Source organism: Halobacillus massiliensis (assembly GCF_900166625.1).
GTDB lineage: Bacteria > Bacillota > Bacilli > Bacillales > Halobacillaceae > Halobacillus_A > Halobacillus_A massiliensis.
Genome location: NZ_LT800499.1, coordinates 1,273,208 through 1,290,789, shown reverse-complemented (window position 1 = coordinate 1,290,789; position 17,582 = coordinate 1,273,208). Strand labels below are relative to the sequence as shown.

Annotated in this window: 15 protein-coding genes; 3 read left to right on the top strand and 12 right to left on the bottom strand. The window is 40.9% G+C overall.

The window, feature by feature from the left end; all coding sequences use genetic code 11:
- Window positions 1-119: 119 nt before the first annotated feature.
- On the bottom strand, window positions 120-1,535 hold the full coding sequence (locus B7E06_RS06435) for a sigma-54 interaction domain-containing protein (RefSeq protein WP_082233189.1): 1,416 nt from the start codon (window positions 1,533-1,535) through the stop codon (window positions 120-122).
- 315 nt (window positions 1,536-1,850) lie between these two features.
- Here B7E06_RS06435 and B7E06_RS06430 point away from each other — a divergent pair, with 315 nt between their 5' ends.
- Window positions 1,851-2,768, top strand: coding sequence for an ArsR/SmtB family transcription factor (locus B7E06_RS06430; protein ID WP_082233188.1), 918 nt, complete (start codon window positions 1,851-1,853; stop codon window positions 2,766-2,768).
- Between the two features lie 47 nt (window positions 2,769-2,815).
- Here B7E06_RS06430 and B7E06_RS06425 read toward each other — a convergent pair whose 3' ends face one another.
- The 7 genes from B7E06_RS06425 to B7E06_RS06395 form a co-directional block, all read right to left on the bottom strand.
- Complete coding sequence (locus B7E06_RS06425) at window positions 2,816-3,895, bottom strand: Gfo/Idh/MocA family protein (RefSeq protein WP_082233187.1); 1,080 nt, start codon at window positions 3,893-3,895, stop codon at window positions 2,816-2,818.
- A gap of 12 nt (window positions 3,896-3,907) precedes the next feature.
- On the bottom strand, window positions 3,908-4,639 hold the full coding sequence (locus B7E06_RS06420; protein WP_179133996.1) for a sugar phosphate isomerase/epimerase family protein: 732 nt from the start codon (window positions 4,637-4,639) through the stop codon (window positions 3,908-3,910).
- A 71-nt stretch (window positions 4,640-4,710) separates the two neighbouring features.
- A complete protein-coding gene (locus B7E06_RS06415; RefSeq protein WP_082233185.1) occupies window positions 4,711-5,541 on the bottom strand; it encodes a carbohydrate ABC transporter permease in 831 nt (276 codons plus the stop codon).
- Window positions 5,528-6,406 carry a carbohydrate ABC transporter permease gene (locus B7E06_RS06410; RefSeq protein ID WP_082233184.1) on the bottom strand — a complete coding sequence of 293 codons (879 nt, stop codon included), beginning with the start codon at window positions 6,404-6,406 and terminating at the stop codon, window positions 5,528-5,530. Before B7E06_RS06410 ends, B7E06_RS06415 begins: the two co-directional genes overlap by 14 nt.
- A gap of 1 nt (window position 6,407) precedes the next feature.
- Entirely contained in the window at window positions 6,408-7,721 is a 1,314-nt protein-coding gene (locus B7E06_RS06405) for an extracellular solute-binding protein (protein WP_082233183.1), read from the bottom strand.
- Window positions 7,722-7,749: 28 nt separating this feature from the next.
- Window positions 7,750-8,664 (bottom strand): DUF1861 family protein, encoded by a 915-nt coding sequence (locus B7E06_RS06400; RefSeq protein WP_082233182.1) that lies wholly within the window; start codon window positions 8,662-8,664, stop codon window positions 7,750-7,752.
- A complete protein-coding gene (locus tag B7E06_RS06395) occupies window positions 8,661-9,743 on the bottom strand; it encodes a BtaManbiosPhlase (RefSeq protein WP_082233181.1) in 1,083 nt (360 codons plus the stop codon). The genes B7E06_RS06400 and B7E06_RS06395 overlap by 4 nt, the downstream gene beginning before the upstream one ends.
- A 248-nt stretch (window positions 9,744-9,991) precedes the next feature.
- Between B7E06_RS06395 and B7E06_RS06390 the strand changes: the two genes are divergently transcribed.
- On the top strand, window positions 9,992-11,008 hold the full coding sequence (locus tag B7E06_RS06390) for a LacI family DNA-binding transcriptional regulator (protein ID WP_082233180.1): 1,017 nt from the start codon (window positions 9,992-9,994) through the stop codon (window positions 11,006-11,008).
- Window positions 11,009-11,050: 42 nt separating this feature from the next.
- Here B7E06_RS06390 and B7E06_RS06385 read toward each other — a convergent pair whose 3' ends face one another.
- The 4 genes from B7E06_RS06385 to B7E06_RS06370 form a co-directional block, all read right to left on the bottom strand.
- A complete protein-coding gene (locus B7E06_RS06385) occupies window positions 11,051-12,043 on the bottom strand; it encodes a LacI family DNA-binding transcriptional regulator (RefSeq protein WP_082233179.1) in 993 nt (330 codons plus the stop codon).
- A gap of 68 nt (window positions 12,044-12,111) precedes the next feature.
- Complete coding sequence (locus tag B7E06_RS06380; RefSeq protein ID WP_082233178.1) at window positions 12,112-12,942, bottom strand: carbohydrate ABC transporter permease; 831 nt, start codon at window positions 12,940-12,942, stop codon at window positions 12,112-12,114.
- A gap of 20 nt (window positions 12,943-12,962) precedes the next feature.
- Window positions 12,963-13,859 carry a carbohydrate ABC transporter permease gene (locus B7E06_RS06375; RefSeq protein ID WP_082233177.1) on the bottom strand — a complete coding sequence of 299 codons (897 nt, stop codon included), beginning with the start codon at window positions 13,857-13,859 and terminating at the stop codon, window positions 12,963-12,965.
- A gap of 99 nt (window positions 13,860-13,958) precedes the next feature.
- The gene (locus B7E06_RS06370; protein ID WP_082233176.1) at window positions 13,959-15,194 is read right to left on the bottom strand and encodes a sugar ABC transporter substrate-binding protein; all 1,236 of its coding nucleotides are present in this window, start codon (window positions 15,192-15,194) and stop codon (window positions 13,959-13,961) included.
- Between the two features lie 212 nt (window positions 15,195-15,406).
- Between B7E06_RS06370 and B7E06_RS06365 the strand changes: the two genes are divergently transcribed.
- A complete protein-coding gene (locus B7E06_RS06365; RefSeq protein WP_082233175.1) occupies window positions 15,407-17,560 on the top strand; it encodes a glycoside hydrolase family 3 N-terminal domain-containing protein in 2,154 nt (717 codons plus the stop codon).
- Window positions 17,561-17,582 lie beyond the last annotated feature (22 nt).

Sequence of the window (17,582 nt, the reverse complement as noted above, 5' to 3'; positions counted from 1 at the left end):
GATTAACAATTGCGAATCTTCAGCATTATTTGATAAATACTAAAATAGTTTTGATTCGATTTGGAATAAAAATGATGAAAATTAGAATCAAAAAAGAAACGAATTTGGATCGTTTCTTTTCATTCATGTATATATTCCTGATCAGCCAACTCATATTTCTTCATTTTCTTTACAAGGGACGATTGGCTAATGCCCAATGCTTTAGCCGCTTTTCTAGTTGTTTTATGGTCATTCAAAGCTTCGCGGATCAAATCAATTTCAAGCTGCTGGACTTTAGCTTTAAGACTTTCCCCGTGAATTATAGAAGGACCTTCCTTAGATAAAATGGATAAATCTTCAGGGAGAATTACATCTGCGTCAGAAATAACCGCTGCACGCTCAAGCACATTTTCCAGTTCCCTTATATTTCCCGGCCATTTGTAGTGCTCTAAGACGGCTAATGAATCAGGATGTAAGGTTTTCGCCATATCATAAGATTCATTTAATTTTTGGAGATAGTAAAAGGCAATGGGGGTTATGTCTTCACGGCGTTCTCTTAATGGCGGCACATGAATTGGTATGACGCTCAAACGATAATACAGATCCTCCCGAAATCCCCCCTCCTTCACGAGTTCTTCAAGGTTGCGGTTTGTCGCGGCGATCACCCTGAACTGCAACGGAATTTGATAGGTCCCTCCCACTCTTCGAATCTCCTTTTCCTGCAATACTCTTAACAATTTCACTTGAAGCTCAAGAGGGATATCTCCAATTTCATCCAGTAAAATAGTACCTCCATTCGCTTTCTCAAACAGCCCGATTCTCCCGCTGTTCACAGCCCCGGTAAACGCCCCTTTTTCATAACCGAACAACTCCGCCTCCAGGAGTGTCGAAGGAATCGCTCCACAATTCACTTTAACGAATTCTGCTTTAGACCGCTTACTGTTTCCTTGTATAAAGTTAGCAATTATTTCTTTTCCGGCCCCCGATTCACCTGTCAAAAGAATCGTAGAATCTACTCTAGCAGCTTTCTCGGCCACTCTAAACGCTTCTTTCATCTTTCTACTCTTAGCAACTACTCCTTTTGGCGGCAGGTCTATACTTCTTGAAGTTATGGGGATTCTCGTTTCATCACTTAGATTAGAAGAATGAAGCTCAAATTTTAAGTAATTTAAGTCACGCAGATCACGTATATTTGTTACCACATGCGTGATCTCTCCTTCTTCGTTTTTAACAGGATTACCCGTAGCGAGTACTTCCACTCCGTTAACACTCTGCACAATTGTAACCGCTTTCTTTTCGTCCAATACTTTATAAGTGACAGAGTCAGAAATGACCCCTTCCTCTATTGCATCTTTAAGATTTCTATGTAACAGCTTATGTTTAGGTACCCCGGTAATTCGCGTGTAGGCATCATTCATCGTCCAGCCGATTCCTGATGCATCCGCTACAAAAATACCATCATAGCTTGATTGAATGATGGAATCCAATAATTGAAGCTGCTGTGGTAATGGAGATTTCGGTCCTTCACCAACCTTAGGCTCTAGAGAATGTCTCATACTTCCCCTCCTTGACTTTACTATTATTTATAGTTTATCAGGGCCAGATATAATATTGTAACTAAAGTGTACACGGGGCAAAAAAACAATATCTTTTTCATTCAGCCTACACATAACGTGCAGAGAATTACTGGATAGTTCTTTAAAACTGCAACAGAATATAAAGAAACAGTGTCGAAAATTAAGCTCCGAAAAGAAAACGCTAGTAATCAGAAGATTTTGCGAAGGTCTTTTTATAAAGTCCTTCGCTTGTTATATTTTTTCAGAAAAAACCTCTGTTATAATAAAAGAAATTGATTCTATGGAGGCCCTCTAGTGAAAAAGTTACCCCTTAGCTTTGATAATATGCTGCCCATTAATAAAGCATTAGCGAATCCTACCCGTATCAAAATACTAAAGCTATTAAGTGAAAAACCCCATAATGTTAATGAACTAGCTGAGAAATTAGATCTCCCTTTCTCGACAACAGCTTCTCATATTAATAAGCTCGAGAAGGTAAATTTAATTCTAACTCAACTTGTTCCAGGAAGAGGCACACAAAAAGTAAGTGCGATAAATTACGATCGTATCCAAATTGATTTATATAATTCTGAAGAAACGTCAAATGAACATGAAGTCATCCTTTGGATGGGTATTGGTGAATATATTGACTGCCATGCTCTTCCTCCCTGTGGAATAGTGAGCGAAAGAGATTACATTGGCAATCAAGACGATCCACGATCGTTTTATGAGCCTGACCGAATCAGGGCTCAATTACTATATTTTCGAGATGGTTATGTAGAATATCGTTTCCCTAACCGTATCCCTTATGATCATCACGCTAAAGAGATCGAATTTAGTTTAGAGCTATGTTCAGAAGCCCCCAACCATAAACTTGACTGGCCTTCTGATATCACTATTTGGGTGAATCATAAAGAGACAGGGACTTGGACTTCGCCAGGAGACTTCGGCGGCGAAAGAGGAGCCCTCACCCCTGACTGGTGGCGCACTAATCTCACACAGTACGAGCTCTTAAAAAATTGGAAGGTGACTAAAGAAGGATGCTATATAGATAATGAACAAATCTCTGATGTTACGATAAACGATCTTCAATTAGACAACCTTCCTTACATTTCCTTTCGATTAGGAATTAAAGAAGAAGCAGCAAATAAAGGAGGACTCAATATATTCGGGCCGAAATTCGGCAATCATGAACAAGGAATTGGTTTGAAAATTAAACTAGAGAATGATTAAAAACGGCTCATCAATATTGATGAGCCTTTAATCTTTAATCCTTTATTTTAGAAGTAAACAGCTTCCCCTGTCTTTGCTGACGTATAAATTGCTTCAAGAATCTCACTAACTACCAGCGCCTGATTTGGTGTAACCACTGGCTCTTTATTATTTAGCAGACTTTCAATCCACAATCGTGCTTCGCGGTCACTATCACTTTCGTCAGCTCCGTCATAAAAAGCAACTCCCCCTGCGCCAAGTTCCGGATTTGTCACATGTAGCTTCCCATACTTCTCACCATTGAGGCGAAGGCCGTCTTTCATGTCGGCACCGCCCTCTGTCCCGCATAGTGTACTTTTCGCTTCATCAATATCTAGTGTATTTAACGCCCAGCTTGATTCTAATATAATAGTGGCTCCGTTTTTCATCGTAATGAACCCAAAGGCTGAGTCTTCTACCTTAAATTCTTCAGGGTCCCATGGTCCAAAAGCGTTGGCGGCATCTTTTTTATCAGAGAGCTTATGATAGACATTTCCTACTACACTTTTCACTTCATAGTTATCCATGAGCCAGAGTGTAAGATCAAGGGCGTGAGTGCCTATATCAATTAGCGGCCCGCCGCCCTGTTCTTCTTCGTTAAGAAAAACTCCCCATGTAGGCACAGCTCTACGGCGGATAGCATGGGCTTTGGCAAAATAGATTTCACCAAGCTCCCCATTTTCACAGACCTTTTTTAAATACTGGGAATCGTTACGGAAGCGGTTATTATAACCGATAGACAATTTTTTCCCTGTTCGTTTAGAAGCTTCTGCCATCATTCTGGCCTCATATGCCGTTTTCGCCATTGGTTTTTCGCACATGACGTGCTTACCAGATTCAAGGGCTGCAATGCTTATCGCTGCATGAGATTTATTTGGTGTACAAACATGAACCACATCAAGGTCTTCTTTAAGTAATTCTTGGAAATCAATAAATACTTTAGCATCCACAGTGCCGAAATCTGCAGCTGCTGTTTGGGCACGATCTTCCACAATGTCGCAAAATGCTGTCATTTCCACTTTTTCTAGTTTGGCAAGACTAGGCATCTGCTTTCCGTTAGCGATGCCTCCACACCCGACAATACCTACTTTCAGCTTGTTTTCTGACATGCGCTCATCCTCCTACATAATGCTTTTCAAATACTGACAGCTTTCCTCAATGCTCAGGAATGGATCTTTATCAAATTCTTCCTGCTCCACGGTATACCAATCTATCTTCTGGGCTTTACCTGTTTTTACAATCTCCTGGAAATTCAACACACCGCTGCCAATCTCTACATTTCTTTTTTCGTCAAAGTTGTTCATATCTTTAATGTGAAGGATCTTCATACGCTGTTTGTATTTTTCCATAAGATCGACAGACTTTATACCGCAGACCTCAGCCCAATACGTATCTAATTCGAGAAAGAGGTTCTCCTCTCCTGTATGTTCTGCTAAAATATCGAGTCCGTATTTTCCTCCGTATTGCTCAAACTCTACATGATGATTATGGTAGCCAAATAAAAGCCCGCTTTCCCTGCACTTTTCCCCAATTCTATTAAGTTGTTCGGCTGTCTTCTTATAAGCATCTGCACTGTTTCTATAAGATTCAGGAAGACCTGGGCAAATAATATATGGACTCTCGATAGTAAGAGAATAGTCGATTATTTCTTCTAATCTATTCTCTAAATCTTCTATTCCGATATGACTACCTGCTGCTTTTAGACCAAGCTGATTTAAAACTTTTTTTAAATTTTTGCTCGATGTATTATAATATCCGGCAAATTCTACTCCGCTGTATCCTGCTCCTGCTACTTTTTCAAGGGTCCCTGTAAAATCCTTCTCCGTATAATCCTTTAACGAATATAATTGCAAAGCAATGGGTGCGATATCCGCTCACTCCTTTTATTTTTTGGTTTTTTATATTATTCCTAATCTCCCGAACATCACTTAAGCACAAACTGCATCCCTTTCTTGAAGTTCTTACTAAAGATGATAAATAATATTAAGATAGGCAATGTCAGCAGAACAGATGCTGCATACATGGGACCTGGATAACCGCCATATGGACCGAACATCTGCGCGAGCAATACGTTAAGTGTCAGCATGTTTTCACTGTTTACAACAAGCATGTCCCACAACAGTTCCACCCATCGTTCCATAAATACAAATAAGAAGATTATTGTCGTAATCGACTTAGACATAGGAAGGACAATCTTCCAAACGATTTTCCACTGACTTGCTCCATCGATTTTTGCCGCTTCAATTAGTTCGTCAGGCAGTCCTCTAAAGAAGTTCGTGTACATAAAAATCGCCCACAGATTCACAGCTTTCGGAAGGATCATTGCCCAGTATGTGTCATACATCCCAAAGTAGCGGATAATTAGAAAGAGTGGAATTAAAAGAATAACCGCAGGATAGAACATTTGAAATAAAATGACGTTATTAATCATTCGGTTTCCTTTAAATTTCAGCTTAGCTAACGAATAACCGACAAGTAATGCTGTCGCAATCATTAAGACAGCAGAAGTGGTACTGACGAAAATACTGTTAAAAAAGGCGCGGAGCCATGGCCTGGCATTTGCTCCCTCTCCACCAAAAAACAGCCATTCATAGGACCTAAGTGTAAATTGAGTAGGGATAATTTTACGATCGACCTGATCCCATACAGCAAACGAGCCTAAGACCATATAGATATAAGGCGCCACCATAACAATGAGGACACTGAAGGCCGCAATATATAAAAAAGTTAATTTCAGTTTATTATTCCCAGCCATGCTTGGCCCCCCATTTCTCTAAAATTTTGCGGAAGACAAGTATGGAACCAAATGTAACAATCGAGTTGATCACTGCAATAGCTGTTCCATAACCGGCGTTTAGTCTTTCAAAAGCCTGACTGTAAATTTCCAGCTGCCACGTATGTGTGGCCAGGTCAGGTCCGCCTCCTGTAAGGACATAAGGTTCTGTAAAAATCCCGAACATCAGTCCGACAGCCAGTATGGTAACTGTATAAAATGATGGATAGAGCATCGGAATAGTTACGTGCCAAAACTTTTTAAAACCAACCGCTCCATCGATTTCAGCAGCTTCATATACCTCTTTTGGAATACTTTCCAGTCCGGCCACAAATAAAAGCGCGTAGTAGCCAGCAAATTTCCAAGCCATCATCAATGCAATAATTAAAGGAGCGAGTATAGAAGACCCTAACCAGTCAATGTCCAGTCCTAATGAGCTTCTCAGCCAAACATTGAATGGGCTGTTATACGATAACACTCCATTTACAATTATCGCAGAGGCTACACCTGAAGCTAAGTATGGCAAAAAGAAAGCCACAGAAAACAAACCTTTAAACTTAGGAAGAGTGTGAATAATCATGGCAAGAATCAAAGCTCCTCCTACAACGATAGGGACGAACATTCCTAAAAATTTATAAGTAACAAAAAAGGCCGCACGTACGCTTTCACTGAAAAAAGCTTCGATAAAATTTTGAATCCCTACAAATTCGAAATCAGGAGCAATTAAGTTCCAGTTAGTAAAGGCTAAATAAGTGGCCCACAAAAGGGGAAATAAAAAGAAAATAAGGGAATAGATAAGGTAAGGGCTGGCAAACAGCCAACCCAGCCTTGCATTACTTTTATCCATATTATTTCAGCACCCCGTCAATCGCGGTCTTTATGTCCTCCCATGCTTGCTCAGCATCCTTGTCTCCATTAACAACCGGATTTAACCCTTGTGTTCCAATCAGCTCCTGAATTTCAGCCGTTTGAGGATTATCCATTGGCGGTACAGAATTCGGAATGTTATCTGCATACTGCTTAAGCTCCGGGTTCTCTTCTAAGAATGAAGTGAATGTTTCATTATCTGCTAAGTCATCACGAGCAGGAGGAAGGTTTGTTGCTTCAAACCACTCCAGGTCATTTTCAGCATCTGAAAATACCCATTTCACAAAATCAAATGCGGCCTTCTGCTGATCTTCTGTCGCAGATGCGTAAATGGATAGTCCTTTTGTATCTGCAAAGGTGGTCGACTCTTCTCCTTCAGGAACAGGAGGCATCGCAAGTTCATAAGTCTCTCCCTGCTCCATTTCAGGGAACTTTTCATCCCAGTAAGAGAACGTCCAAGGACCAAGGTCCATCATGATTGAATCACCAGATTCAAATGGATCTGTAGCCTCTCGTGTTAAAAGAAGTCCATTTTCACTTAAATCCTGGAAGAATTTGAGTGTTTCCACACCAGCTTCATCATCAGCCGTAAACTCACTGCCTTCTACAAAACCATTACCTTCAGACGCTGCATTATAGATCATGAAGAAGTCAAACCAGCGGGCAGACCATGTCGGTTTTACTAAATCTCCTCTAGCCCAAAGGTATTTTTCCGGATACTCATCTTTCAGCTTCTGTCCCACTTCCAAAACTTCATCATACGTTTTTGGCACTTCTTCAAAACCAAGTTCATTTAAAATATCCATTCTCCACCCAAACAACATAGCATTTGAGTAGATTGGCAGAACAAATTGCTGGTCATCAGCAAACGTCCAAGTGGACATCGTTTCGGACATTTGGCGTTCTTCAATTAATTCCTGATAGCCATCAAACTCATTGAGCGGTACAATCGCGTTACTTTCCGCTAACTGAGCCCCAAATCCACGTGAAATATTTTCTGAAATAGCAGGCGCGTTCCCCGCCGCAATAGCTGATTGAATACCAGCTTCTGATGACGGGCTCTCCGGCATCGGCGATACGTTAATCGTTACATCTTCATTTTCTTCCATATACTTCTGAGCCATTTCATCCCAGAATTGTTCCTGAGTCGGGTTAGGGGCTGCCCAGAATTCGAACTCCACTGAGCCATCCTCTGAACCGCCATTTTCTGAGCCTTCTCCGGACTGACATCCAGTGACAGCAAATAGACTTACCAACAGCAAAACAAATAAACGAAGATTAAGCAGCTTTTTCATCTTTCATTCCCCTCTCATTTTTTCTTTATTATTTATTAAAAGGATGAGGCACGATTGCTTTATGAGCCTCAGCATCACCTACTCCTACATAGAGCTCGGCATCACCATTTTCTAAAAAAAGCAATCCTCCGCTAAACAGTACATCTGTGAGATCCGGACGCTTTGCAGCTCCTTTCGGAAAATCCTTTCTTTCAGCGATGATCTTCATGTCAGTTAATTGATTAGATTCTATTTGATATCGGCAGGTTATCGGGTAATAATGCCTGTCACCTTCTTCATCAAATCGTGCAATATGACCGAGCAATCCAATATCTCCATTTTCAAGTAGGTAGAGTTCATTTGCTCCTCCCCATTCCTCCTCTGAAAAGTGAGGTTGAATCAGAGGGGCTTTTTCGATACTGGCGGAAGTCAGCTCGGATAAGTCATTTATTTTAGTAAAGCCTATTTTCCCTCTTCCGCCTTTTACACCTTGAGGACGGGTAAATACGGCAATCTGTCCATCCTGCATTTCCAGCAGACGAATATCTTTCATTCCCTCCGGTCCTTCTGTTAAGAACTTAAGCTTTTTAAGACTCTCTCCGCTGTAAAAGACCGTTTTCCATGTAAGCTTCTTATGATCATCAGGATGCGGGGTAACCTTCACCCCGCCAAACACTAGTTTGCCGCCAATTTTCGTAACAAATGGATCCTGCAGGGCATAGTTTGGATAGTTCTTACAAGGAGTCCATTGATTGTTTTGTTCTTTAAAGAAAATTACATCTGAATACTCCGTGTTCCTGTTTTCTACTCGGCCTGCGATTACATTAACTCCTTCATCTGAAAAAGGAGCTGTAATGTTATATACATCACGGTCCCCTACCCCAGTAAATTTCAATTTTTCTGCGTACTTCACTCCCTTTACCTTTTCATAATCCTTCAGCAGCTTCTGGACGGAGTGTGTCATTCGACCGCACCTCCTCGAGCCAACGTTACGTAGGTGAGCTGATTGAAAATGTCATCAATTCTTAGGTCAGCTGCAGCCATCGATGTATCAGCTACTCCATAATAAATACGTACCATTCCATCTTGTAACGTTACTCCACAAGTGAAAACTACTTGACCAAAGAAACCATTAACTTCATAATCAGCTTCCGGAACTAATATCGGTTCTAAAGTTTTCGCCAAAACCTTGGAGGGATCGTGCAGATCAAGAAGAACCGCCCCTAAACAATAGCGGTCATTTTTATCAGCGGCATGGTAGATCTCCATCCACCCTTTCTCTGTTTTAAAAGGAACTGCTCCGCCTCCGATTCGTCCGCTATCCCATCCGTCCTCACTTAATCCCAGCAGGTGCTGGTGATTGCCCCAGTGAATTAAATTCTCCGATTCTGCAATCCAGATCTCTGGGTTTCCAATACCTTTTGGAACAGGCCGGTGCAGCGTATAGTATTTCCCATTAATTTTTTCAGGAAAAATGGCCACATCTTTATTTTCCGGATGAAGCATCAAGCCAAGACGTTTATACGTACTAAAATCCTCTGTCGAAGCAAGTCCAACGCCGACTCCATGTTGTGATACAGCACTGTACTGGATATAATAAATCTCATCTATTTGAGTCACACGGGCGTCTTCAATTCCCAAGGACTCATGCTTATTTTCCGGATAAATGAAAGGTTGAGGATCTACTGAGAAAATTTTTCCATCCGAACTTCTGGCGAGACGAATATAAGAAAGCGATGTTAAATAAGCGGTTGATCCATCCCTCTGATATCGGATGGTTCGTGGATCGGAAAAATCATAGGTCTCATCATGCTTACTGAGTTCGATAATTTCCAGCTGGTTTGAACTATTGATAACCGGAGCTTTAACGACCTCTGGATTGTTTGCAATAGGTCGTTCTGCTACTCTTAGTAAAAGAAGTGTTTCTCCCTGGTACATTGTTACTCCTGCATTAAATACTCCAATAATTTCATGGTTTTCATGATAGGGAGTTAAATCTTCGGGTGTGATTAGCGGGTTCGTTTTTAACCGTGATACATTCATCGAGCCGTTACTCCTCCATTCTTAATTGTAAGCCTTTTCATTTACAACTAAAAAAATTTACCTTACAAAAGGTTTTTGTTGTGAAACAGCTTATTAGTAACTTTACAATTGATTATACAACTTCACTTTGTAATGTCAATAGTAATTTTACAGACCCTTATAAATTTAAGTTATTGTGTTTATAATAGTATTGAAGTATATTATTAAGTAACGTTACAAAATGTTTATATAGAGAGGTTGTTTTTTCCGTGGCAAAAAAAGTAACAATGCAAGATATTGCCGACCACCTGAATATATCGAAAAACTCTGTATCCCAAGCCTTAACAGGCAAGCCTGGAGTCAGTGAGGAACTCAGAAAACATGTAAAGCAGGTTGCCGATCAGCTCGGGTATCGTTATAACCGTTCATACCAGACACGCACCTCTGGCAAAAGACAAACCGGCAGCATCGCCTTAATTGCTTCCGAATTTGCTTTTTCAATGAGAAGTTTCTTTGGAGAAATATATTTGACCATTGAAAACGAAGTTAATAAAAGAAATAAGAACCTGCTGATTCAATCCATCAATTTACAGGCAAAAGAATCACTCACTCTTCCTTCTTTTATAGAAAATAGAGAGGTGGATGGAGTCCTTATCCTTTCTCATATAAGTAATGAATATATTCAGAAAGTACTTGATACAGGAATTCCCACAATTCTTATTGATCATCACCATCCAAGCATTAAAGCTGACGCTGTTTTAACAAATAACCGTTTCGGTGCTTATTCTGCAGTTCAGCATTTAATTGAACTCGGTCATAGAGATATTGCATTCATAGGAAATACGAGGTTTTCACCGAGCTATCAGGAACGGCTGGACGGATTTTTGCTCGCTCATCAGGAATATGGTATCGAGACAAAAAAAGAGTTTTTATTTACAGATGCTCCTGAAGAAAGTAATGTCATAAATCACTTTATTGGGCAGCTTTCCCCTAAACCTTCTGGATGGTTCTGTGTGAATGACGGTTTGGGGTACCTTGTTACGTCAGGATTGCAGCAGCATGGACTCCAGGTACCTGAAGACGCATCTGTCTGCAGTTTTGATAACGGCCAGCTGTCTCAGCTGTCGACTCCTTCCATTACCACAATGGATATCAACTTCAGAGTATTCGGAGAGACTGCAGTTGAAAGACTCTTCTGGAGAATGGAAAACCCTAAAAAAGCTCACCAGGAAATTCTGCTGCCGGCTGAACTGATCGTCCGGGAATCGACATCTAAACAAAAATAAAAAAACCTGCATCCAGCCATTAGGATGCAGGTTTTTTTGTACTTACTTCTTAGCTCTAACTGATAAACGTTCAACGAAATCAGTGGGCAGATTGTATGTTTTTTCTACCTTTTCTCCAGCTAACATTTGAAAAATCAAATGAACAGCCAGCGCACCGGCTTCGTATTTTGGCTGTCTTACGGTAGTAAGGGGAGGATTTACATATTCAGATAATTGAATATCATCAAACCCGGCCACCGATATATCTTCCGGCACCTTTAGATTTTTTTCCGCAAACGCCTGCAGGCCGCCAATCGCCATTTCATCGTTAGCATAAAATACCGCTTCGGGGAGATTCTGCTGGGCAATCATCATTTTCGTTGCCCGGTAGCCGCCCTCTCTTGTGAAATCACCGCTTATTTTCCAGCGTGATTGATAAGGAAGATCATGGTCTTCCAATGCCTGAAGGTACCCTTTAAAACGTTCTTCATTATCATGGGAGTTTAGAGGACCGCTTATATACGCGATCGTCCGGTGCCCTTTATTAATCATATATTGTGTTGCCTCATATCCACCTTGCCTGTTATTTACTTTCACGTGGAGAGCATATGGACTGTCCACCTTGCGATCAAGAACGATGACAGGGAAATCTTCACGTGCTGACGCATTGATCAATTCTGAAGAAATATTCTGTGCAAGAACGATAGCCCCATCGACACGCTTTTCTTTTAAAAACTTGGAAGCCGTTGACTTGTCTCCGCCTACTGAACTGCAGGCGATAAGATCATAACCATTAGAAGCCGTGGCTTCCTGCACACCTTTAATTAACTCTGAAAAATAAGGACCGGATAAGTCACTGAGTATCAACGCAATGGTATTCGTCTTTGTACGTTTTAAATCTGAAGCCGTTCCGCTTTTTTTATAGTTTAACTCCTGAGCGGCTTTCAGTACCTTTTCAATAGTGGCAGAACTCACTTTATTTATGCCGTTTAGCGCGTAAGAAGCTGTGGAGACCGCAACTCCCGCTCTTTTAGCTACATCTTTTATTGTCGCCATCTTAACTCCTGCTCCTTTTATATCCTGCTTACAATTATTGTACTTGTTTTTAGGATGACATTTCGAATTTATTTAATTCCGGACATTGTAAAACCTTCCACAATATACTTCTGAAAAAAGGAAAAGATAATAATAATTGGAACAACCATGAAGGCTGCACCCGCCATCTGTAAAGCAAAGTTATTCGCATATTGCCCCTGGAGGAGAGACAGACCGACAGACAAGGTGTATAAGCTTTCATCATTTGCAATAATTAATGGCCACAGGAAACTATTCCAGCCTGCTATAAAAGTCAGGATTCCCTGAACTGCAAAAATTGGTTTAGCAATCGGGACGACCAGTTTGAAGAAGATATAAAACTCCCCCGCGCCGTCCAGCCTGGCAGCTTCTATTAAATCATCTGGGACAGTCGTCATGAACTGCCGGAACAAGAAAATACTAAATGCTACGGCAAGTCCAGGCAGCACAATCCCTGTCATTGTATTCGTGAGTCCCATCTGATTCAAAATAAGATACACAGGAATCATCGTTACCTGCCCCGGTATCATCATAGTAGCCAAAACTAGATAAAAAACTTTCTCCCTGCCTTTAAAGCTGTATTTAGCAAAACCGTAGCCGGCCATCGCATTAAACAGCAGTCCTATAAACGAAAAGAAGACTATAATGAGTGTATTTCGTAAATACACAGTAAAATTCATGCCCGTAAAAAGGCTGATGTAATTATCAAGTGTCGGATTATCAGGCAAAATCGTCGGAGGGATAGACAGCACTTCACTTTCTGGTTTAAACGAACTTGATATCATCCAGATGAAAGGAATTGATACAGCAATTCCGCCGATTATCAATAAAGCGAGTACGAAATATTTCTCTAACTTATTCTGTTTCTTAGCCACTGCCATTTTCTTTCACTCCTTCCCCTTTAGTACTGAGTATCAGATTTTCTAAACTTAAATTGAATCAGCGTTACGATTATAATCATGGCAAACAGAATAAATGATCCAGCAGCCGCGTAACCAAATTCACTGAATTGAAAGCCTTCTTTATAGATAAATAATGCAATGGAAATCGTGCCGTCAAGCGGTCCGCCATCTGTCATAACGAACGGCTCTTCGAAAAACTGCATCCAGCCTATTAGTGTCGTAATCGTGACGAAAAAGGTTGCGTACCTTAACAGAGGGAGAGTCACATTAAAAAGCACTTGCAGACGGTTCGCTCCATCCATTTCGGCTGCTTCATAATAGGATTTAGGAATTCCCTGTAAAGCCGCAAGAAAAATAATCATGTTAATCCCAATACCTTTCCAAACCGCTAAAAGGATAAGTGAAAGCTTGGCAATCGTCGGCTCCTCCAGCCACGGAATATTATCCACTGTTAAAAGGGAAAGAAGATAATTAAACAATCCGTATTCCGTGTTGTAAAGATATCCCCAGATAACAGCCACAGCAATAATATTAGTAATAGAAGGCATATAATATACGGCGCGGAACACAGTAAAAATTTTATTCGTTCCATAGTTAAGCAGCAGTGCAATCGATAAAGAAGATACGATTACAAGCGGGACACCGATTATGACATAAAACAATGTGTTATAAATTGATTTTATAAAAGTATCATCAGAAAACAGATCCATATAATTCTCCAGCCCGATAAAGGTGATCGAAGACCAGTCTGCCAGCCCTTTTAAATTCATATCAGAAAAACTAATTACAAATGCAACAAGAATTGGAATTAAGCTGAAGACAGCAAGCAGTATAACGGCTGGTGCTATAAACATATATGGATGTCTGTTACTGTATAAATTTCTTAACGGTTTCATTTATACCCACCTATCTTTATCAACCGAATGGTTAAGAGCTTTTAAAAAAGGATGATGGCGTGAAAGATTCCCTCCACCCCATCACCGTTTCATTATTTATTATTCGTCAATTAAGTTATTAGCTTTCTCGTTAAAGCTCTCCAGCTCTTCGTCTATATCTGCGCCGCCTTCTGTAATCCGTTCAATCGATCCGAGAAACTCCTGAGCGATTCTTTCGAATTGAGGGGTTTGAAGACCAGGTTTTGTATTTTCAAGCTGCTCGCCAAACGTAGCGTACATTGGATCTTCAGTCATAATATCCTTTTCCCAGGCATCTGTGCGGGAAGGTAGTGTATTCGATGCTTCCAGCCATTCCATTTGAGTATCTACTTCTGTCATGTAAGAAATGTACTCTAAAGCACCTTCCACGTTATCGGAAGAATGGAAAACAGATAAGTTGGCTCCACCCATACTGGAAGTATTTGTCTCCTTCTCAGGCATAACAGCCGTTGCCCATTTCCCTTCAATGTCAGGGGCCTGGTCATTAATGATATTTATCATCCAAGGTCCGCTGAAGAACATCGGTTTATTTCCTTCTTTAAACGCCTGGACTATATCTACACCTTCTTGAGTCTGACTAATTCCTTCTTCAAAATAACTGGCATAGTATTCGATAGCTTCTTTAAATTCAGGACTCTCAAAGTTCAGCTGTTTGTTTTCAATATCGGCATCATATCCATTCTGCCATGCGAAGATAAACGGAGTGATCTGATCATTTCTGTCAATATCAAGTCCATACGTATCCTCTCCACTGTCTGCGATCGTACGTGCTGCATCCTTAAGCTCGTCCCACGTTTTAGGGGCTTCCTCATATCCAGCTTCTTCTAAAATATCTGTACGATAATACAATACGCGTGTTTCCACATACCACGGAATCCCTACAATTTGATCCTCATATTCCATCGTAGAGACAGAGCCTTCAAAGTAGTTTTCTTTTGCAAAGCCCGGATAGTCTTCCATGTATTCAGAAAGATCGAGTAGTGCTCCTGCCTCTGCAAACTCTGGCACCCAGGTTGTTCCTAACTGAACGACATCCGGTCCATTACCTGAAGCTACGGCAGTCAGCAATTTATCATGCGCTGTGTCCCATGGGATCGCCTGGACATCTACCTTTAAATCAGGGTTTGCTTCTTCAAATCCTTTGCTAAACTCTTTAAGCTTCTTACCTTCTTCACCCATTGCCCATACTGTAACCGTCTCATTGTCACCTTCTCCTGATGATGAACCGCTTGAACAAGCCGCCAATGTACCTGATAGTAAAACAACAGCAAGCAAAGCAAATATTTTCGTTTTCATAATAATCCCCCTCCAAGTTTTGTTGAAACGTTTCGATAAACTTATTGTACTTAATTTTGTATTCGCTTTCAATATATTTTTTAAAATTACAAATTTTCCATTTAAATGAAGTGTAAAGCCTAGTAACAAGGTTGACGAAATTAGAAACCACGCTTATACTTCTATCCATGATGTATTGAAACGTTTCGAATTTTAGATAGGGGGACACTAAAATGAATGACCATCAATTAAAAGAACTGCTTAATGAAATGACATTAGAAGAAAAAACGGGACAGCTAATGCAATTAGCCACACCTTTTTTTAAAGGGGCTTCCGACAGCGGGCAAATTACCGGACCGATGCAGGATATGGGGATTAACGATAAAGATATTATAAATGCAGGATCCGTCTTAGGAGCCTCAGGAGCAAAGGAAATTAAAAATATCCAAAAAAAATATTTAGAAAGCAGCCGTCTTAATATTCCGCTATTATTTATGTCAGATATAGTCCATGGATTTAAGACGATTTTCCCGGTTCCATTAGCGATTGGATGTTCATGGGATATGGAGCTTGCAGAGAAAAGTGCTGAGATTGCTGCAAAGGAAGCGGCCGTTTCTGGAGTTCATGTGTCATTTGCACCGATGGTAGATTTATCACGTGATCCCAGGTGGGGACGGGTTATGGAATCGACCGGAGAAGATGTATTTTTAAATAGTACGTTTGCAAGGGCCTTTGTGCGAGGTTTTCAAGGAAACTTAGAGAGTGACAAGTACAAAGTCGCTTCCTGTGTTAAACACTTCGCGGCTTACGGCGCTCCTGAAGGAGGAAGAGATTATAATACAGTAGATATGTCAGAATGGATGCTGCGTGAATCCTATTTACCCGCTTATAAAGCGGCCCTTGATGAAGGATGCGAAATGGTTATGACAGCATTTAATATATTAAATGGTATTCCTTCTACTGGAAACAAAGCACTTATGCGTGATCTTCTGCGAAAAGAATGGGGTTTTGACGGTGTACTCATCTCTGACTGGGGTGCCGTAAAAGAGCTTCTTCCACATGGGGTAGCTGCAAATGAAAAAGAAGCAGCTGAGCAGGCGCTTAAAGCAGGAGTAGATATTGAAATGATGACCTCCTGTTACGTAAATCATTTGAGTGAATTGATTGAAGAAGGCAAGATTACTGAGGACCTGTTGGATGAAGCGGTACTTAGAATTCTTACATTGAAAAAGAAATTAGGCTTATTTGAGAATCCTCATCGCTTTGCAAATGAAGAAGAAGAAAAAGAATTTATTCTATCTTCAGAACATAGAGCGGCGGCAAGAGAACTTGCCTCGAAATCTATCGTCCTTTTGAAAAACGAAAAGGTTCTTCCATTAAAAAAAGAAAAGATTGCACTAGTCGGTCCTTTTTCAATGAGTACAGATATTTTAGGTCCATGGTCCTGGGCAGGCGCCCCAGAAGATACCATCACCCTTGACCAGGGGATGAAAAACTATGTAGCGGATTTGTTAACAGCAGATGGATGTGACATTGAAACAGGTTCAGAGAAAACCCTCCAGGAGGCGGTTGAGAAAGCGAAGCAAGCCGACAAAATTGTAGTAGCGCTTGGTGAACGTTCTGACATGAGTGGAGAAGCAGGCTCACGTGCAGACATCCGGATTCCAGAGGTACAAGTGGACTTGCTGAAGAAAATAAAAGAACTCGGTAAACCAGTGGTTGCCGTCCTGTTTAATGGACGCCCGCTTGATATAAAAGAAGTTATGGAACATGCAGATGCTGTAGTTGAAGCATGGTATCCTGGAACAGAAGGCGGCCATGCGCTTGCTGATATTCTATTTGGAAAAGTGAACCCCTCCGCGAAGCTGTCCATGTCCTTTCCTTATTCCGTTGGCCAGGTCCCTGTTTACTACAACCACTACAATACAGGGCGGCCCAAAGATGCTCCAGATGCCCAGGTTCGCTATGTGTCTCAATATTTAGATGCTCCGAATGAGGCTTTGCTGCCCTTTGGCTACGGCTTAAGCTACAGTACATTTGCCTACAGCACCCTTGAAATTTCGGCTGAGACTATGACAAAAGATGAACCTCTTATTATTAGTATAGAAGTTAAGAATACGAGTGGAACAGCTGGAGAAGAAATCGTTCAGCTTTATGTCAGAGATCTAATTGGTCAGGTCGTTCGTCCACTGAAGGAATTAAAGGACTTTCAAAAAATTCACCTGGAAGCCGGAGAAACCCAACAGGTTAATTTTACGATCACGGAGGAGCAGTTACGCTATATTCATCCTGACATGGAATACAAGAGTGATGCAGGTGAATTTGAAGTATTTGTTGGAGGAAACAGCCAGGATGTTCAATCGAAGAGATTCACTTTGATAGATTAATGACAAAGAAAGCCCTCATCCT

Excerpts from the sequence above, each read along its gene's own strand:
- B7E06_RS06435 (WP_082233189.1), bottom strand. The coding sequence starts at position 1,535 with ATGAGACATTCTCTAGAGCCTAAGGTTGGTGAAGGACCGAAATCTCCA.
- B7E06_RS06425 (WP_082233187.1), bottom strand. The coding sequence starts at position 3,895 with ATGTCAGAAAACAAGCTGAAAGTAGGTATTGTCGGGTGTGGAGGCATC.
- B7E06_RS06415 (WP_082233185.1), bottom strand. The coding sequence starts at position 5,541 with ATGGCTGGGAATAATAAACTGAAATTAACTTTTTTATATATTGCGGCC.
- B7E06_RS06410 (WP_082233184.1), bottom strand. The coding sequence starts at position 6,406 with ATGGATAAAAGTAATGCAAGGCTGGGTTGGCTGTTTGCCAGCCCTTAC.
- B7E06_RS06405 (WP_082233183.1), bottom strand. The coding sequence starts at position 7,721 with ATGAAAAAGCTGCTTAATCTTCGTTTATTTGTTTTGCTGTTGGTAAGT.
- B7E06_RS06400 (WP_082233182.1), bottom strand. The coding sequence starts at position 8,664 with ATGACACACTCCGTCCAGAAGCTGCTGAAGGATTATGAAAAGGTAAAG.
- B7E06_RS06395 (WP_082233181.1), bottom strand. The coding sequence starts at position 9,743 with ATGAATGTATCACGGTTAAAAACGAACCCGCTAATCACACCCGAAGAT.
- B7E06_RS06385 (WP_082233179.1), bottom strand. The coding sequence starts at position 12,043 with ATGGCGACAATAAAAGATGTAGCTAAAAGAGCGGGAGTTGCGGTCTCC.
- B7E06_RS06380 (WP_082233178.1), bottom strand. The coding sequence starts at position 12,942 with ATGGCAGTGGCTAAGAAACAGAATAAGTTAGAGAAATATTTCGTACTC.
- B7E06_RS06375 (WP_082233177.1), bottom strand. The coding sequence starts at position 13,859 with ATGAAACCGTTAAGAAATTTATACAGTAACAGACATCCATATATGTTT.
- B7E06_RS06370 (WP_082233176.1), bottom strand. The coding sequence starts at position 15,194 with ATGAAAACGAAAATATTTGCTTTGCTTGCTGTTGTTTTACTATCAGGT.
- B7E06_RS06365 (WP_082233175.1), top strand. The coding sequence starts at position 15,407 with ATGAATGACCATCAATTAAAAGAACTGCTTAATGAAATGACATTAGAA.